This window comes from Pseudomonas sp. OG7 (assembly GCF_014192825.1).
GTDB lineage: Bacteria > Pseudomonadota > Gammaproteobacteria > Pseudomonadales > Pseudomonadaceae > Aquipseudomonas > Aquipseudomonas monteilii.
Window position 1 is genome coordinate 287,892 of record NZ_JACHYK010000006.1, and the last position, 16,904, is coordinate 304,795.

Here is a 16,904-nt window from a genome sequence, read left to right on the forward strand (position 1 = left end):
CCTCGCACGGGATGCTTGTGCAACTGTAAATGAAAACGCGCCCGGGACGCCCCCGGCATTTCTGCTGGGGGCACCCCGGGCGCGTTCAACAACCAGAAACTACTGCGTGATCAGTGCACGTCCTTCCAGTATTCACGCTTGAGCAAGTAGGCGAATACGAAGAAGAAAGCCAGGTACAGCAACACATAGGTACCGATGCGCTGGCTTTCCAGTTTGACCGGGTTGGCCGAATAGGCCAGGAAGGTCACCAGGTTCTTGACCTTCTCGTCGAACTGCTCGGTCGTCAGGGTACCGGATTTCGGCGTAATGGTCAGCTGGTCGCAGGCTTCATGGGTGATCGGGCTACCGGTCAATGGGTCGAACTGCTTCTTGCCATCGGTTACGGTCTGCACCTGCTTGCAACCAATCACCTGATTGCCTTGCAGGCCGACCAGCACGTTGGGCATGCCGACGTTCGGGAACACCTTGTTGTTCACCCCGTAAGGCCGCGACGGGTCCTCATAGAAGCTACGCAGGTAGGTGTACAGCCAGTCGGTACCGCGCACCCGAGCCACCAACGTCAGGTCGGGCGGCGCGGCGCCAAACCAGGTCTTGGCGTCACTGGGCTTCATGCCGATCTGCATGTGGTCACCAATCTTGGCACCGGTGAACACCAGTTTCTCCAGCATCAGTTCGTGAGGGATACCGAGGTCATCGGCCACACGCTCGTAACGCTGGAACTTGGCACTGTGGCAACCCATGCAATAGTTGGCAAAGGTGCGCGCACCGTCCTGCATGGCGGCCTTGTCGGTCAGGTCGATATCGACCTTGTCCAGCTCCAGGCCGTGTTCGGCAGCGAAGGAAAAGGCAGGCATCACTGCCAGCAAACATACTGCAATCAACTTTTTCATCAGCCAGTCACCCTTTCCGGAACCGGTTTGGTCTTCTCGAGCCTTGTGTAGAACGGCATCAGCAGGAAGTAGGCGAAGTACAACACCGTGCATACCTGCGACAGCAAGGTGCGCCCAGGTGTCGGCGCCAGTACGCCCAGCACGCCGAGAATGACGAAGGCCACGCAGAACACCAGCAGGAAGACCTTGCTGATCCAGCCCTTGTAACGCATGGAACGCACCGGGCTGCGGTCGAGCCAGGGCAGTACGAACAGCACGGCGATGGCCGCCCCCATGGCGATGACGCCCATCAGCTTGTCAGGCACCGCACGCAAAATGGCGTAGAACGGTGTGAAGTACCACACAGGCGCAATGTGTTCAGGCGTCTTGAAGGCATTGGCCTGCTCGAAGTTCGGTTTCTCCAGGAAGTAACCGCCCATTTCAGGGAAGAAGAACACCACGGCACAGAACACGAACAGGAACACCACCACGCCGACAATGTCCTTGACGGTGTAGTACGGGTGGAACGGAATGCCGTCCAGCGGAATGCCGTTTTCGTCCTTTTTCTTCTTGATGTCGACGCCATCGGGGTTGTTCGAACCCACTTCGTGCAGGGCGAGGATGTGCAGCACTACCAGGCCGAGGATGACGATGGGCAGTGCGACCACGTGCAGGGCGAAGAAGCGGTTCAGGGTGATACCCGAGATGAGGTAGTCGCCACGGATCCACTGAGTGAGGTCGTCGCCAATCACCGGAATGGCGCCAAACAGCGAGATGATCACCTGGGCACCCCAGTAGGACATCTGCCCCCACGGCAGCAGGTAGCCCATGAAAGCTTCAGCCATCAGCGCCAGGTAGATCAGCATACCGAACAGCCAGACCAGTTCGCGTGGCTTCTGGTAGGAGCCGTACAGCAGGCCACGGAACATGTGCAGATAGACCACGATGAAGAACGCCGACGCACCGGTGGAGTGCAAATAACGCAGGATCCAGCCGTATTCCACGTCACGCATGATGTACTCGACCGAGGCGAATGCCTCTTCCGCCGAGGGCGTAAAGCTCATGGTCAGCCATACGCCGGTGACGATCTGGTTGACCAGCACCAGCAGCGCCAGGGAGCCGAAGAAGTACAGGAAGTTGAAGTTCTTGGGCGCGTAATACTTGCTCAGGTGGTCTTCCCACATCTTGGTGGCGGGGAAGCGAGCATCAATCCAGTCCATGAACTTGCTCATCATGCGTTCTCCTGGTCGACGCCGATGACGATGATCTCGTCCGACTCGTAAGAGTGCGGTGGCACTGGCAGGTTGAGAGGTGCCGGCTGCGACTTGTAGACGCGGCCAGCGAGGTCGTAGTGGGAGCCGTGGCACGGGCAGAAGTAGCCACCTACCCACTTTGGACCGAGATCAGCAGGCGCCACTTCCGGGCGGAAGGTGGGCGAACAACCCAGGTGCGTGCACAGGCCGACGAGAATGAGGATTTCCGGCTTGATCGAGCGAACCTCAGGGTCGACGTAGGCCGGCTGCACCGAGGCCTTGGACTCTGGATCAGAAAGGTCGCCGGTGATTTTTTTCAGGTTACCGAGGATTTCCTCCGTTCGCCGCACAATGAACACCGGCTGGCCACGCCACTCGGCCACCATCTGCTGCCCGGCCTCGACCTTGGCGATATTGACCTTCACCGGTGCACCTGCGGCTTTCGCCTTGGCACTGGGAAACCATGACCCCACGAACGGTACCGCAGCCCCCACTGCTCCCGCTGCCCCGACCACGGATGTCGCGGCTACGAGGAAGCGGCGCCGGCCTGCGTTGACGCCGTCATTGCTCATTCAGTCCTCTCCCATCAGCTTGCTTGGCCTGTTGAACCAGGCTTGTACTTAGGTTGTGTCAATGGCACTAAAAATTGGCCGCCATGGTAAGAAACAAATCCACACACTGACAAGGTGATTACCCCGCAAGAGGCGACAACCCGCGTTTTGCTTGATCTGCGTCTATGCGACAAGCGGCCACCGACATGCTGACAGGTTAGTTCAAGCCAAAAAAAAAGCCCGGTTCCAAGGAACCGGGCTTTTCTCGACTGCCGAAGCGGTATTAACGCTTGGAGTACTGAGGACGCTTACGCGCTTTACGCAGACCCACTTTCTTACGCTCGACTTCACGAGCATCGCGGGTGACGTAGCCAGCACGACGCAGAGCGCCACGCAGGGTTTCGTCGTATTCCATCAGAGCGCGGGTGATACCGTGACGGATCGCACCGGCCTGACCGCTGACACCACCACCGGAAACGGTGACGTAGATGTCGAACTTCTCAACGGTTTCGGTCAGCTCGAGTGGCTGGCGAACAACCATGCGAGCGGTTTCGCGACCGAAGAACACGTCCAGAGAACGGTTGTTGATGGAAATGTTACCAGTACCCGGACGCAGGAATACGCGAGCGGTTGCGGTCTTGCGACGGCCAGTGCCGTAGTTTTGAGTCGCCGACATAATGAACCTTCCCGTTAGATCTTCAGTTCTTGAGGCTGCTGAGCAGTGTGTGGGTGAGCAGCACCCGCGTACACTTTCAGCTTGCGGTACATGTCGCGACCCAGCGGGTTCTTAGGCAGCATGCCTTTGACCGCGGTTTCGATAACACGCTCTGGGGCCTTGGCGATCAACTTCTCGAAGTTGATTTCCTTGATACCGCCCGGGAAACCGGAGTGGGAGTAGTACATTTTGTCGGAAGACTTGGCACCAGTCACACGAACCTGCTCGGCGTTGATAACGACGATGTAGTCGCCGGTGTCAACGTGAGGGGTGTATTCTGGTTTGTGTTTGCCACGCAGACGGGTAGCGATTTCGGTAGCCAGACGACCCAGGGTCTGGCCAGCGGCGTCAACTACGAACCACTCGCGCTTTACTGTTTCCGGTTTAGCAGTAAAAGTTTTCATTCTCTAAAGCCTCAGAGGCCGCCCAGCGAAAAATAGACGGCGAATCTTACTGGATAGTGCACAGCTTGCCAAGGGCAAGCGCGCAGCCGAACGCTGACGCTTTTGGGGGCTCGGGTCGGGCACGCCAATGTTCGACGGGGTTCTTCCTGCGTGGAGGTGCATCACTTCCGCCACACGGAGAGGGGCCGAATTATCCAGATTGCGCGAAAAATTTCAACCTGCTTTGATGGGCTTCTTTGCCAAGGAGTGTCTACCCGATGGAATACCGCCAGCTTGGCCGTACCGACCTCAACGTCAGCGCCCTGTGCCTGGGCACCATGACCTGGGGCGAACAGAACGTTCAGGCCGAAGCCTTCGAACAGATCGCCCGGGCCAAGGCCGCCGGGGTCAACTTCATCGACACCGCCGAGATGTACCCGGTGCCGCCCCGCCCGGAAACCTACGCAGCCACCGAGCGCATCATCGGCAACTGGTTCCGTGAGCAAGGCGACCGTGACGACTGGGTGCTGGCCAGCAAGGTCGCAGGCCCCGGCAACGGCATCAGCCACATTCGCGACGGCCAGCTCAAACACAACCGTCAGCACATCGTCGCAGCACTGGACGAGAGCCTGAAGCGCCTGCAGACCGACCGCATCGACTTGTACCAGTTGCACTGGCCGGAGCGCAGCACCAACTTCTTCGGCAAGCTGGGCTACCAGCACCTGCCACAGGACCACTTCACCCCGCTGGAAGAAACCCTCGAAGTACTCGACGAACAGGTGCGTGCGGGCAAGATCCGCCACGTCGGCCTGTCCAACGAAACACCGTGGGGCACCATGAAGTTCCTGCAACTGGCCGAAAGCCGTGGCTGGCCACGGGCGGTATCGATCCAGAACCCTTACAACCTGCTCAACCGCAGCTTCGAGGTAGGCCTGGCGGAAGTGGCCATCCGTGAGCAGTGCGGCCTGCTGGCCTACTCGCCGCTGGCCTTCGGCATGCTCTCGGGCAAATACGAGAACGGTGCACGGCCGGAAAATGCCCGCCTGACCCTCTTCAGCCGCTTTGCCCGCTACTCCAACCCGCAGACCGTGGCGGCCTGCAGCCGCTACGTGCAACTGGCCCGCGAGCATGGGCTGGACCCGGCACAGATGGCCCTGGCGTTCGTGACCCGGCAGCCTTTCGTGACCAGCAACATCATTGGCGCGACCAGCCTCGAGCAACTGGAGAGCAACCTGGCCAGCGTTGAGTTGAGCCTGAGCGACGAGTTGCTGGCAGGGATCGAGGCGATTCACCAGCAGCAGCCCAACCCTGCGCCTTGAGCGCAATCCTGTAACGCCCTCTTCGCGCGTAACCCCGCGCAGAGGGCGTGCAGTGTACCGGGGTAGACACCATCGCCAAAAAATAAGACGATCCAGCCGGTGATTGACCACTCTACCCTATAAGAACAATGACAATGATGTTTACCCAACCCTCCGCGTCGCTGCGGCGCGTCAGCATCCTGGCCATTGACAAGGTGTTCGCTTCGACCTTGATGCAAGCCAAGGATTTCTTCCACCTCGCCAGCCTGCGCTACAGCAAGCAGCTGGGCCTGGGCCTGCAGCCCATGTTCGAAATCCGCCTGGTGAGCCCCGACGGCCAGCCTGTGGACAGTTTCAGCAATGTGCAGCTACCGGTCGACGGTGGCCTGGACGACGCCGATGTGATCATCCTCCCGGCCTACTGGGACGACTTCGACAACCTGCTGCAACACTACCCACAGGTGCTACCGTGGCTGCGTGACCAGCATGCGCGCGGCGCGGTGCTGTGCGCCGAGGCCAGTGGTGTGTTCTGGCTGGCCGAGTCCGGCCTGCTCGATGGCAAGGAGGCGACCACCTACTGGCGCTTCTTCAACAGCTTTGCCGAGCGCTTTCCGAAGGTCCGCCTGAACCAGGACAAGCACCTGACTGACGCAGACAATATCTATTGCGCGGGCGGGGCTACCTCGGCCTGCGACCTGTACATCTACCTGATCGAACGCTTCTGCGGCGCCAACGTGGCCCGCGCCGTGGCCCGCGACATCCTCTACGAAGTGCAGCGCAACTACACCCCGGGGCGTATGGGCTTTGGCGGGCAGAAGCTGCACCAGGACCTGATCATCCTGCAGATCCAGCACTGGCTTGAAGAGCACTTCGCCGACAAGTTCCGCTTCGAGGATGTGGCCCGCAACCACGGCATGAGCATCCGCAACTTCATGCGCCGCTTCCAGGGCGCGACGGGCGACAAGCCGCTGCACTACCTGCAACGGCTACGGATCGAGACAGCCAAGGGGTTGTTGTCGAGTACACGCAAGAGCATCAAGACCATCAGCTATGAGGTCGGTTATGACGATGCCAGTTTCTTTGCGCGGCTGTTCCGTCAGCACACCGAGTTGTCGCCGAACCAATACCGGCAGCAGTTCATGCAAGAGGCTTGAGACCAATGGGGCCGCGTTGCGGCCCCAGCAATCTTATGGCTTGTGCGCGCGCGACAGGAATTCGTGCGACTGCATCTCCAGCAACCGGCTCAGGGTGCGCTGGAACTCGAAGCTCAGACGCCCACCGGTATACAGGTCCTTCAGCTCGACCTCGGCCGAAATGATCAGCTTGACGTTACGGTCGTAGAACTCGTCCACCATGTTGATGAAACGGCGGGCGATGTCGTCGGTGGTCACGCCCATCTGCTCCACGTTGCTCAGCAGCACGGCATGGAAAATCTTGCCCAGCTCGATGTAGTCGTTCTGGCTACGCGGCCCGTCGCACAGGGCGCGGAAGTCGAACCAGGCAACGTCATCGCAAGTACGCAGCGCATTGATCGGGCGGTTCTCGATCATCAACACGTCGTTCTCGACCGCCTGGGTGCATTCAGGCGTCAGTGCCTTGAAGCTGGCGCGCATGCTCTGGTGAGCCGCATCGTTGAGCGGGAAGTGGAACAGCTCGGCCTGCTCCAGGTGACGCAGGCGGTAGTCGACGCCGCTGTCGACGTTCACCACGTCGGTGTACTGCTTGATCATGGCGATGGCCGGCAGGAAGCGCGCACGTTGCAGGCCGTCCTTGTACAGGCCGTCCGGCACGATGTTGGAGGTAGCCACCAGCGACACGCCATTCTTGAACAGCTCTTCCATCAAGGTGCCGAGGATCATGGCGTCGGTAATGTCCGACACGAAGAATTCGTCGAAGCAAATTACCTTGGCTTCTTCGCTGAAGCGCTTGGCAATGATGGTCAGCGGGTTCTTCTCGCCCTTGAGGGTTTTCATTTCCTCGTGCACACGCTTCATGAAGCGGTGGAAGTGCGTACGCATCTTCTGCTTGAACGGCAGCGCTTCGTAGAAGGTATCGACCAGATAGGTCTTGCCTCGCCCTACCCCACCCCAGAAGTACAGGCCCTTGACCGGGGCCTGCTCCTTCTTGCCGAACAGCTTGCCGAACACGCCCGGCTTGTTGTTCTGCGCGTGCACCAGGTCGTCGTACAGGCGCTGCAGGTGACGCACCGCAGTTTCCTGCGCCGCGTCATGGAAGAAGTCGGGACGTTTCAGATCTGCTTGATAGCGTTCTAAGGGAGTCATGATTCGTTAGCGAGGCAACAAAAAACGGGCCGTCACTGTAGCGACAGGCCCGCTTAATGGCAATGAGACTTGCGTCAATATGCCTCATCCAGACCAACTAAGTGCTGGATGGCACCGGCTTTGCCGGTGTTCGCGGGTAAACCCGCTCCTACAGGCGAAATGCCTCAGTCTTGCTGTGGCTGAAGCGCTGCACGCAGGCTATGAATGGCTGCATCACGGGCTTCGGCGCTGTCGAACTGCGGCCCGTCGGCAACCTGTTCGCCGTTCAGCCACAGGCCAAAGCCCAGGCCTTCGACGCGCACATCCGCCTCGCCACCCTGCTGCAACTGCTTGCTCACGGCGCCGGCGCTCTTACCGTCGGCGAAGCTGCGCGACAGCAACAGTTGCTCGCCATCAGCGGCCAGCAGGCGGAAGCGGAAGCTGCCGTCTTCGTCGCGGAAGCTGACGAAACGCGCGCTCTTGGCGGCCTTCTTCTTCACTTCGGTGTTGGTCTGCACACTGCTGCGGAACGAACGCAGGCCCACGGCCTCGCGCAGCTGCTCGAGGAACGGCGTGGCGATCTTGCGGGCCTTGGCGGCGCCGGCAAGCAGGATGTCTTCCAGGTCCGCCGGACGGGCGATCAGCTGGTGGTAGTACTCGCGCTTCTCGGCCAGCTGGCCATCCAGCAGCTGGAACAGCCGCTGCTTGGCCTCGCCCCAGCCCAGGCCCTGCAGCAGCTCTTCACGGAACTCGGCGCACTGCGCCGGCGTCGAGAAGGCCTGGAACAGGGTGAACAGGTGCGCGTTGTCCGGGTCTTTCGCTTCGCCAGGCGCACGCGAGTCGGTGACAATGCGCGAGATGGCGTCCTTCATGTCCTTGGCGCTGGTGAACAGCGGGATGGTGTTGTCGTAGCTCTTGGACATCTTGCGCCCGTCCAGACCCGGCAGGGTCGCCACGCTCTCCTCGATCACCGCTTCCGGCAGGGCGAAGAAGTCGTTGCCCTGGCCGAACAGGTGATTGAAGCGCTGGCCGATGTCGCGGGCCATTTCCACGTGCTGGATCTGGTCACGGCCGACCGGCACCTTGTTGGCGTTGAACATCAGGATGTCGGCAGCCATCAGCACCGGGTAGCTGAACAGGCCCATGGTGACGCCAGCGTCCGGGTCTTCGCCGGCCTCGACGTTCTTGTCCACCGAGGCCTTGTAGGCATGGGCACGGTTCAGCAGGCCCTTGGCAGCAACGCAGGTCAACAGCCAGGTCAGCTCGGGGATTTCCGGGATGTCGGACTGGCGGTAGAAGGTCACCTTGTCCGGGTCCAGGCCACCGGCCAGCCAGGTGGCGGCGATTTCCAGGCGCGAACGCTGGATGCGCAGCGGGTCGTCGCACTTGATCAGGGCGTGGTAGTCGGCCAGGAAGTAGAACGAGTCGACACCGGGCTGCTGGCTGGCACGGATCGCCGGGCGAATGGCGCCGGCGTAGTTGCCCAGGTGCGGAGTGCCGGTGGTGGTGATACCGGTAAGAATGCGCGTGGTCATGGGTGTTCGCTTATTCAGGCTTGGCTCAGTTCGAAAGGCGCGGCAGCAGCAGATCCTTCAGATCGGTCAGCTTGCCATGGAAGAAGTGTCCGCATTCTGCCACTTTCAGCAGCTCATGGGGGCGCGACAGGCTGTCGGACCAATCGTAAACCAGCTGCGGCGCAACGACTTCGTCGGCATCCGGCTGCACCACGGTGATCGGGCAGCGCTGCGGCAGCGGGAATTCGGCCGTCAGACGCATGACTGCCGGGGCGATCATGAACAGGTGCTGCAACTCGGTGCCTGCAGCCTCCAGGCGGCCGGCCAGGCTGGTGGCGACAAAGCCGCCGAACGAGAAGCCCATCAGCACCAGCGGCAGGCCCAGGTGCTTTTCGCGCAGCCAGGCCGCAGCGGCCTCGGCATCGGCCACTTCGCCAGCGCCCATGTCATGACTGCCGGCGCTCTGCCCGACGCCACGGTAGTTGAAACGCAGGGTCACATAGCCGGCGTCACGGGCGGTGCGCTGCAGGGTCGAGACCACCTTGTTGAGCATGGTGCCGCCCTGGACCGGGTTGGGGTGGCAGATCAGCACCACGCCACGGGCATTGGCCACGTCCAGGTACAAGGCTTCCAGCTGGCCACTGGGGCCATCGATGAACAAGGGGGTTTCGCGGACAAGCAAGGCACTACTCCGTGACCTCGGGAGGGGTCGATTCGTCTAGGTGAGGAATTCTGTTCTGATTTGCGATCGCTCGCGGTATACAGCGCAGGTCTGAGCCGTTAACGTAAAGCAAAGCCGTTTATAGAGGAAGGACTCGTGGAACTCTCGCTCCTTGTTTGGTTGTTGCCAACCCTGGCCCTGGTCATCGGCGTGGTAGTCGGTTTCGTCGTCGCTCGCCTGCTGCCCAATGCCGCGCCGAGCAGCACCCAGCGTCAGCTGGATGACATCCAGAAGCGTTTCGACAGCTACCAGAACGAAGTGGTCACCCACTTCAACAGCACCGCCGTGCTGGTCAAGAAACTGACCCAAAGCTACCAGGACGTGCAGGATCACCTGGCCGAAGGCGCCAACAGCCTGGCCCTGGATGAAGTCACTCGCCAACGCCTGCTGGCTGCACTGCACTCCGAAGCGCCGCAAGGCCCACGTGACCGCCTGACCCCGCCGAAAGACACCGCCGAAGTGCCACGCGACTATGCGCCGAAAGCGCCGAACTCGCCGGGAATGCTGGATGAGAGCTACGGGCTCAAGCGTTAATCCGCTGAGCATGAAAAAGGCCTCGCAAGAGGCCTTTTTCGGTTTACCTATTTGCAAGCCTGCAATGCCTGCTCGACATCCGCCAATAGATCCTCCACATCCTCCAGACCCACCGACAACCTCACCAACCCCTCCGATATCCCGTGATGTGCCCGCTCTTGCGGCGTGTAACTGGAGTGCGTCATGCTCGCCGGGTGCTGTGCCAACGACTCGGCATCCCCCAGGCTCACCGCCCGTGCAAACAGCTGTAGCGCATTCATGAAGCGCCGCCCTGCCTCGATACCGCCCTTGAGCTCGAAAGCGATCATGCCGCCCGGCAAACGCATCTGGCGTTGCGCCAGCTCGTACTGGGCAAACGTCGGCAACCCCGGGTAGTGAATCAGCTCCACCTGCGGCTGCCGAGCCAGAAACTCCGCCACCTGCTGGGCATTGGCGCAATGTCGGTCCATGCGCAGAGCCAAGGTCTTGATCCCGCGCATCAGCAGCGCTGCGTCGTGGGGTGACAGGACCGCCCCGGTCATATCCTTCAACCCTTCCAGGCGGATACGGTCAATCAGCGCCTTGCGTCCCACCACCAGGCCGGCAGTGATATCACCGTGGCCACTGAGGTACTTGGTCGCCGAATGCACCACCAGGTCCGCTCCCAGCTCCAGCGGCCGCTGCAGGTAGGGCGTGCAGTAGGTGTTGTCGACCACCACATGTACATCATGCCCGCGCACCGCCTCGGCCACCACGGCGATATCCACCAGTTGCATGTTGGGGTTGGCCGGCGTTTCGAAGTAGATCATTCGTGTTTTGCTGTTGATCGCCGACTTCAGGGCCTTGGCATCGTTCAGGTCGACATGGCGGATTTTCACGCCGAATTCGCCAATGCCATGGTGCAGGAAGGCGAAGGTGCAGCCGTACAGCGTGCGCCCGACGATCAGCTCGTCACCAGGCCGCAGCAGGGTCCAGATCGTCGAGGTAATGGCCCCCATGCCCGACGCCAATGCCAACCCCGCCTCACCGCCCTCCAGTGAAGCCATGCGTTGTTCCAGCAGTGCCAGGGTGGGGTTGGAGATGCGGCTGTAGAAATGCCCCGCCTCCTCCCCAGCGAAGCACGCAGCGCCGTATTCGACCGTGGGGAAGGCATAGGTAGCGGTCTGGTACACCGGCGGCACCAACGCACCACCATGGGAAAGCGGGTCGTAGCCATGGTGAATGGCCCGCGTGGAAAAACCGGTGTTGTTATGGGAGTCGCGCATGGCAACAGCCTCTTGTGGTTTGCTATAAGCTTATGCCACCGAGCTGCCCGATTTTTTCCAAAGTAGCCCACGCATCTGCGTGCATGCTGGAACAAAAACAATAAATAACGGACCAGGAGGGCAAAACATGCCTTCAAGCCTCGACCGCACCGACCGCGCCCTGCTTGCCGCCCTGCAGGACAACGCCCGCCTAACCGTCGCCGAACTTGCCGACCAGGTGGCACTGACCACCTCACCCTGCTGGCGACGGGTCAAGCTGCTGGAAGACAACGGCTACATCACCGGCTACCAGGCCATCCTCTCGCCCAAGTCGCTGGGGTTTGGCGTCACTGCGTTCGTCAGCATCATGATGGACTCGCACACCAAGGACATGGCGCTGGCGTTCGAGCAGCGGCTGATGGAAATTCCCGAAATCGTGGCCTGCCACAACATCTCCGGGCGCTATGACTTTTTGCTGGAAATCCTGGCAAGGGACCTGGAGTCGTTCGGGGAATTTACTCGAGAAGTGCTGCAGCGACTGCCCGGAGTGAAGGAAATTTATTCGAGTTTTTCCTACAAGGCGGTGAAGGAAAGACGGGTGATACCTGTGTCGGAAAAACATATCTGAGACAGATCTTTCCGAATACCGAGAAGCCTCCTACCGATTGACAGGCCGCAGCTGACATACAGCGAATTCGGCATACGTAAAGCTGGCCCATGTAGTGACTTGGAGAACCTACATGGCACGGGACAATACGTATTATCTCGATGAGGCGCTATATATAAGCGCACAAGCGCCCACAGCGGCAGAACTGAGGCTGATTGGTGGAGGGGGCGGCGGGCCTGGTGCAGGCGGCTGGGGGCTGAGCGATGGTCCTCCTCGCGGCACCAGCCCAACCAAACAAGATGTTGCTCGGGTTATTTCCACACGCAGGGTACTGACTGAAGAATATCAAATAGTCGAGAAAGACTATACAGATAAATATGCGCCCGAAATAAATCAGCTTCCTGCAACCATCGCGACCTTGAAAGCCCAGATCAAAGCTGAAGCCAATGCGTTATCAGGTGCACCAGCAGAGCAGCAAATACTGACGTCACGCATCAACCAGATTCGTGATAGATACCTTCAGATAGTGCCCGAAGCTAACAATTACTTTGGCGTACCCGCATTCTATAAACGCGGCGACTCCATGATGAGCCGGTTTCTGGACCCGGGCTTCTTCGCTGCGACAACAGGTCAAGAATTAGGTATTGAATGGGCCACGAGACTCCAGAGGTCTTGGGATGGCACCTATCAATTACACCTTGAAGCTCAGAAGCACCAAGCGCTGGCAGATGAACTGTACGGGCTGGCAAGGCAAGTGGATCAGGAGGAGCTCAGCCATCAGCCTCTGGACCTGTTGACGATAATCGCCCGCAGAACAGCGCAGATTCACGCAGAGCGACAAATACATTTCGATTGTTTACCCAACGTTCTTCAACATGAGCTTGGGCAAACCGTCATAGACGAGGCGCTCACACTGGTTCAAACCTTCAGCTCTTACCTGGCCACTGCCGCAGCGTTGGTGCAAACCAAACAGGCGCAAATTCCACAGTATCGGGATCAAAATCCTCGAATCAACGGTCCGCTGTCGAAACCCCAGCTTGAAGGGCTTTTGCACCTTGTCGATGAGCAACGATTGCGCCGGGCCGGGCCACGCTGGCAGGAATATCACCTGGCACTGGCGTTGAATGAATCGATCAGATTCCTAGGTGTTTATGCAACTGCCACGCAAAACCTGATGCGGCGCGCTGCGGAGGTGGAAAACCTTCAAGCGCAACTCGCCGCACAGGAAGAAGCAATTCGCCAACAAGCCGAAGCCGAGCGTCTGGCCGCAGAAGCCGAGCGGCAAAGGCAAGAGGCTCTGCGCCAAAGCGTCACCTACATCAATGATGCGCGATGGGTTGCATCTACGCCGGCCGTAATTCCCATTGGCGCTGCCTCGTTTGCAATAGCCGAATCTGCTTACTCAGCGTTGGGCGAAACAATTACGGCAGCGATTACCCGCCTTGTAGCGTCTGCGCTCTCCTCGCTTGCAGTAGGTACTCTCGCGATGGCTTGGCCGACAACGCTCGGTAACAGCGAGCGCAGGTACCTTGTCAGTACTCCTCTCTCCAGCCTCACACCGCCCGGCGGGCCAGACCTTGCCACCTTGGCTGCGTCATCCACCAGCATCGACCTGCCGTATTTACTGGCGGGAGCCGAGCACGAGCATGGCATGGATCTGTATGTGGTGCCTGGAGGCAGGCCGATTCCCGTACGTGCAGCGGCATTCGACAGTGAACGGCAGGTCTACAGCCTGACGCTGGATAACCCGCAGCGGATTTTGACCTGGACACCTGCCAGCGCGCCGGGCGCTGAAGAAGGAAGCTCTACCAGCTTACCGCCAGCGCCACCCGGTACCGTTGTTTATACCGGCAGTACCCTGAACCCCGTCAGCACCGAAACAGAGGGTTACCCGGCGCTAGACTTGCTGGACCAGGAACGGTTGATCATCACCTTTCCCATGGACTCGGGATTACCGCCTATTCTGGTGGTGTTCAAGAGTCCGCGGTACGAGGCTGGTACATCGACCGGAAATGGTGCACAGGTAACAGATACATGGCGTAAATCGGCAGCTAGCCTCGAAGGGGCTCCAATTCCTGCTCAGATTGCTGATCTTCTAAGGGATAAAGAATATAGGAGCTTTGACGCGTTCCGGCGGCAATTCTGGAAGGCTGTGGCTAATGACCCCGAGCTTTCGAAGCAGTTTAGCCCTCAAGACATCCGTCGAATGAGAAAACATGGATACTCGCCTTGGGTCGATAAAGATGACAAGTATATGAGCAAACGCTCCCACGAAATTCACCATGTCGTGCCTATCAGCGAGCAAGGTGGTGTATATGATATGGACAACTTAATAATTTTGACGCCCAAAGCCCACAACCACATTCACCATGGAAAAGACGGCCTTGAAAAATAAATTTGAAGATTACACAAAACAAGAGTTCCTTGCCTTCCTCCAAGTGATTGATACAGCTATCGAGGATGAGCCAGACAACGTACTGGTACCTTTGATTGAACATTTTGAGAAAATTACCGAGCATCCGTCTGGTAGTGATCTTTTTTTTAGACCGCAGGGCAACAACCGGGGTGAGCCTGAGCAAGTACTTGAAATAGTCGAAACGTGGCGCCTGACCAATGGCAAAGAAGGTTTCAAAGCTAGCTGAATAGAATGAGGCCCTGATCACCCAGGGTCTCAACATATCCGGATGCCATGACGCGCCGCTGAGAATGCTGGCACCGCACCCGGAGTCATTTGGCGAATGTGCCACGCAGCTTGTCATCCAAAGCGGTGGAAGATAAACAGGTAATATCGGTTTAGGAAAACCGCACCCAAGACTATTCCTACCAATCACCAGGAGCGCTCCTACTGACATACAGCCTACCCCTGACATACAGAAAGCTCGTCCCCGGACACACTTTCCCTGCCTCTCACCCAGGGACGACTCCATGGCCTACCCTCTTCCAGAATTCATCATCCGTAAACTCGAAGGTCGAACATTCGACAGCTTCGACCATTTCTCCCAATACTTCTGGCTGGCGATCGCAGAAGACCCGATCTACAGCCAGCAATTCATCCCCGCCCAACTCAACCGCCTCAAGAAAGGCTGGCCCCCTCGCGCGCCATTCCATGAGACGGCAAGGGGTCTGCGGTGCTATCGGCTATGCCACCTGAACCCGCCCGAGTGGGGTGGGCCGATGTACGACGCTGAAAACCTGCGGATCATGAGCGCCATGCAATACGCGCTTTCATCGGAGACGCCATGGTGATCAGCCTGAAGCGCAGCCTCGCCGACTATTCATACGGTGAGTTTCGATCGATTGTTGAGGCGTTGACTCAGGCGACAGGCTCGCGTGATTGGCAGGACCGATTGCTGGAGCACTTTATCGAAGTAGTTGCACATCCTGATGGCGCTGACCTTATCTATAACCCAGAGCAGCAGCAGGCTAGCTGCGCCGAGCGGGTAGTGGCGCGCATCGTGGCGTGGCGCAGGTCAAATGAGCTCCCCGTTTTCAGTGACTTGCGGTGAACAACCCACGCCATGAACGAGCTGACTGATCAAGTACTCGAAGCGCTGTACAAGTACCCGGAATTGTTGAAACAGGTACCCGCGGGTTCACTTCTGCACAGGGTTCAAGCGTCTCGCTACGATACCAGCCCAGTGAACTACCGCGCCGATTCCGATACCCGCTACGCCGACCCTTCCAAACAGGTTGGCGTCTACTATTTGGCCTGTTCTGCAGAAGTTGCAATCGCCGAGTCGTTCCAGCCAGGCCAAGGTATTGATGATCAACCAGTACGACTTTCGCGACTGGAACAGACGTCGCTACATTTACTCAGGACGGTACGTGAGTTGTACGTGGTAGATGTGGCTGCCCTGGCGAACCGTGCGACTCATCACAAAATAGGGATATCGTTCAGGCTAAGGGCCAAGGTAGAGAAGGTTATGCATTCACACGAAAGCTCAGCCAAGTGTGCATGAGCCAAGGGCAAGTTGATGGCCTGCTTTATCCGTCAGCGGTCTATAGCGTTACCGGGTCCATGGACGGATGCAACATCGTGCTGTTCCAAGGTCGCTCAATCCAGATCGAAGCGATACGCCATCAGGCTGTGAGCTTGGCAGTGTTGCAAAATGGTGAAACGGTAGTAGAGTTTCTTTACAGCCTGGGCGTAGCGCTGGAGTAGACGCGAAGCCCGACTTTCCTTGAAAGATCAGGATTCACTGCCCAGCTTCGAACGCGTTCAAAAAGTCGCGCTTGATGACTTCCACAGCCGCAGTGTTATCCAGCAAATGAAAGCGTGGCAATACGTTGCTCGGTTCACCGGGCTCTGAATAATCCATGTTGCCGATCAGGTGCTGAACCAGAAAATTCATGGCTTCGGTATCCGCAGGGTCCACTTCGAGCGACTGAATCAACCCGTCGACAAATGGCCTCGGCTTGTTCTCGGCGAACTGGAAAGACGGGTAGTATTTTCTGCGATTGCCAGTGTTCGTGTATGCGAGCAACTTACCGGCTTTTGTCTTCTGACTCAGTGCCTGCTTGGAAATGCCCAGTATTTCACAGGCCGTTCTGGCATCCAGCAACTCGCAACGGCTGATCACACGCTCGAACGCGCGTGCTTTCATCTTGGCCATGGCCTCCTGGTTACGTGTTGCAACACTGCGCTTCGTTTCGACGTCCACCCTGGCGAGGGCAGCAAAAGCCTGCTCGTCGGCCAGGGCTACGGCATTCAGCACTACTGCTTTAGAAGCACGTGCAAGATGCTCCTCAAAGCGCTGCCGCAGAGCAGCTTTGGCAGCTTCAAGGCAAGCGAATGCAGGGTGAGTCGCTTTGTGGGCAGCAGTAGTTGTCATTACGTTTCCTCCAGCCTGAACAGCCTTCTGGCATCCAAAGTATGCTTGCAGCCTCCACATGTCAACTTGTCAACAAGTCAATATGTAAACGTAGAGTTTAGGTCTGCCATGCAGCCCGTCGCGACACAAGACTGCCCCTACAA

The 16,904-nt window shown here is 58.7% G+C and carries 19 protein-coding genes; 9 read left to right on the forward strand and 10 right to left on the reverse strand.

Features of this window, described 5'->3' with window-relative positions; all coding sequences use genetic code 11:
- Positions 1–110: 110 nt before the first annotated feature.
- The 5 genes from FHW75_RS16865 to rplM all read right to left on the reverse strand — a co-directional run bounded on the left by FHW75_RS16865 (position 111) and on the right by rplM (position 3,792).
- Positions 111–890 carry a cytochrome c1 gene (locus FHW75_RS16865; RefSeq protein WP_019098043.1) on the reverse strand — a complete coding sequence of 260 codons (780 nt, stop codon included), beginning with the start codon at positions 888–890 and terminating at the stop codon, positions 111–113.
- Entirely contained in the window at positions 890–2,101 is a 1,212-nt protein-coding gene (locus FHW75_RS16870; protein ID WP_003251825.1) for a cytochrome bc complex cytochrome b subunit, read from the reverse strand. The genes FHW75_RS16865 and FHW75_RS16870 overlap by 1 nt, the downstream gene beginning before the upstream one ends.
- A complete protein-coding gene (petA, locus tag FHW75_RS16875) occupies positions 2,101–2,694 on the reverse strand; it encodes a ubiquinol-cytochrome c reductase iron-sulfur subunit (protein ID WP_003251823.1) in 594 nt (197 codons plus the stop codon). The genes FHW75_RS16870 and petA overlap by 1 nt, the downstream gene beginning before the upstream one ends.
- Before the next feature lie 262 nt (positions 2,695–2,956).
- The gene (rpsI, locus tag FHW75_RS16880) at positions 2,957–3,349 is read right to left on the reverse strand and encodes a 30S ribosomal protein S9 (RefSeq protein WP_003260797.1); all 393 of its coding nucleotides are present in this window, start codon (positions 3,347–3,349) and stop codon (positions 2,957–2,959) included.
- 14 nt (positions 3,350–3,363) lie between these two features.
- Positions 3,364–3,792, reverse strand: a complete 429-nt coding sequence (rplM, locus tag FHW75_RS16885; protein ID WP_003251819.1) for a 50S ribosomal protein L13 — start codon at positions 3,790–3,792, stop codon at positions 3,364–3,366.
- Positions 3,793–4,049: 257 nt separating this feature from the next.
- On the opposite strand from rplM, the gene FHW75_RS16890 reads away from it, so the two are divergent.
- Positions 4,050–5,090 carry an NADP(H)-dependent aldo-keto reductase gene (locus FHW75_RS16890; protein ID WP_019098042.1) on the forward strand — a complete coding sequence of 347 codons (1,041 nt, stop codon included), beginning with the start codon at positions 4,050–4,052 and terminating at the stop codon, positions 5,088–5,090.
- A 212-nt stretch (positions 5,091–5,302) separates the two neighbouring features.
- A complete protein-coding gene (locus FHW75_RS16895) occupies positions 5,303–6,223 on the forward strand; it encodes a GlxA family transcriptional regulator (protein WP_174244705.1) in 921 nt (306 codons plus the stop codon).
- Positions 6,224–6,256: 33 nt separating this feature from the next.
- On the opposite strand, the gene zapE is transcribed toward FHW75_RS16895, so the two are convergent.
- The 3 genes from zapE to FHW75_RS16910 form a co-directional block, all read right to left on the reverse strand.
- A complete protein-coding gene (zapE, locus tag FHW75_RS16900) occupies positions 6,257–7,351 on the reverse strand; it encodes a cell division protein ZapE (protein WP_016713542.1) in 1,095 nt (364 codons plus the stop codon).
- Positions 7,352–7,515: 164 nt separating this feature from the next.
- Complete coding sequence (locus FHW75_RS16905) at positions 7,516–8,865, reverse strand: tryptophan--tRNA ligase (RefSeq protein WP_027609128.1); 1,350 nt, start codon at positions 8,863–8,865, stop codon at positions 7,516–7,518.
- 25 nt (positions 8,866–8,890) lie between these two features.
- Positions 8,891–9,526: an alpha/beta hydrolase gene (locus tag FHW75_RS16910; protein ID WP_019098039.1), complete on the reverse strand. Its 636-nt coding sequence runs from the start codon at positions 9,524–9,526 to the stop codon at positions 8,891–8,893.
- 135 nt (positions 9,527–9,661) lie between these two features.
- Here FHW75_RS16910 and FHW75_RS16915 point away from each other — a divergent pair, with 135 nt between their 5' ends.
- Positions 9,662–10,099 carry a YhcB family protein gene (locus FHW75_RS16915; protein WP_016713539.1) on the forward strand — a complete coding sequence of 146 codons (438 nt, stop codon included), beginning with the start codon at positions 9,662–9,664 and terminating at the stop codon, positions 10,097–10,099.
- Positions 10,100–10,146: 47 nt separating this feature from the next.
- Here FHW75_RS16915 and FHW75_RS16920 read toward each other — a convergent pair whose 3' ends face one another.
- Complete coding sequence (locus FHW75_RS16920) at positions 10,147–11,343, reverse strand: methionine gamma-lyase (protein WP_016713538.1); 1,197 nt, start codon at positions 11,341–11,343, stop codon at positions 10,147–10,149.
- Positions 11,344–11,470: 127 nt separating this feature from the next.
- Here FHW75_RS16920 and FHW75_RS16925 point away from each other — a divergent pair, with 127 nt between their 5' ends.
- The 6 genes from FHW75_RS16925 to FHW75_RS16950 all read left to right on the forward strand — a co-directional run bounded on the left by FHW75_RS16925 (position 11,471) and on the right by FHW75_RS16950 (position 15,888).
- A complete protein-coding gene (locus FHW75_RS16925; protein ID WP_016498026.1) occupies positions 11,471–11,950 on the forward strand; it encodes an Lrp/AsnC family transcriptional regulator in 480 nt (159 codons plus the stop codon).
- 112 nt (positions 11,951–12,062) lie between these two features.
- Positions 12,063–14,324, forward strand: coding sequence for an S-type pyocin domain-containing protein (locus FHW75_RS16930; protein WP_183674129.1), 2,262 nt, complete (start codon positions 12,063–12,065; stop codon positions 14,322–14,324).
- On the forward strand, positions 14,299–14,571 hold the full coding sequence (locus FHW75_RS16935; protein ID WP_033694650.1) for a bacteriocin immunity protein: 273 nt from the start codon (positions 14,299–14,301) through the stop codon (positions 14,569–14,571). The genes FHW75_RS16930 and FHW75_RS16935 overlap by 26 nt, the downstream gene beginning before the upstream one ends.
- 283 nt (positions 14,572–14,854) lie before the next feature.
- Complete coding sequence (locus FHW75_RS16940; RefSeq protein WP_019098035.1) at positions 14,855–15,175, forward strand: hypothetical protein; 321 nt, start codon at positions 14,855–14,857, stop codon at positions 15,173–15,175.
- Complete coding sequence (locus FHW75_RS16945; RefSeq protein WP_183674101.1) at positions 15,169–15,435, forward strand: bacteriocin immunity protein; 267 nt, start codon at positions 15,169–15,171, stop codon at positions 15,433–15,435. The genes FHW75_RS16940 and FHW75_RS16945 overlap by 7 nt, the downstream gene beginning before the upstream one ends.
- A gap of 12 nt (positions 15,436–15,447) precedes the next feature.
- Positions 15,448–15,888, forward strand: coding sequence for an RES family NAD+ phosphorylase (locus tag FHW75_RS16950; RefSeq protein ID WP_260308786.1), 441 nt, complete (start codon positions 15,448–15,450; stop codon positions 15,886–15,888).
- Between the two features lie 237 nt (positions 15,889–16,125).
- Here FHW75_RS16950 and FHW75_RS16955 read toward each other — a convergent pair whose 3' ends face one another.
- Positions 16,126–16,761, reverse strand: coding sequence for a hypothetical protein (locus tag FHW75_RS16955; protein ID WP_080587366.1), 636 nt, complete (start codon positions 16,759–16,761; stop codon positions 16,126–16,128).
- Between the last annotated feature and the right edge of the window lie 143 nt (positions 16,762–16,904).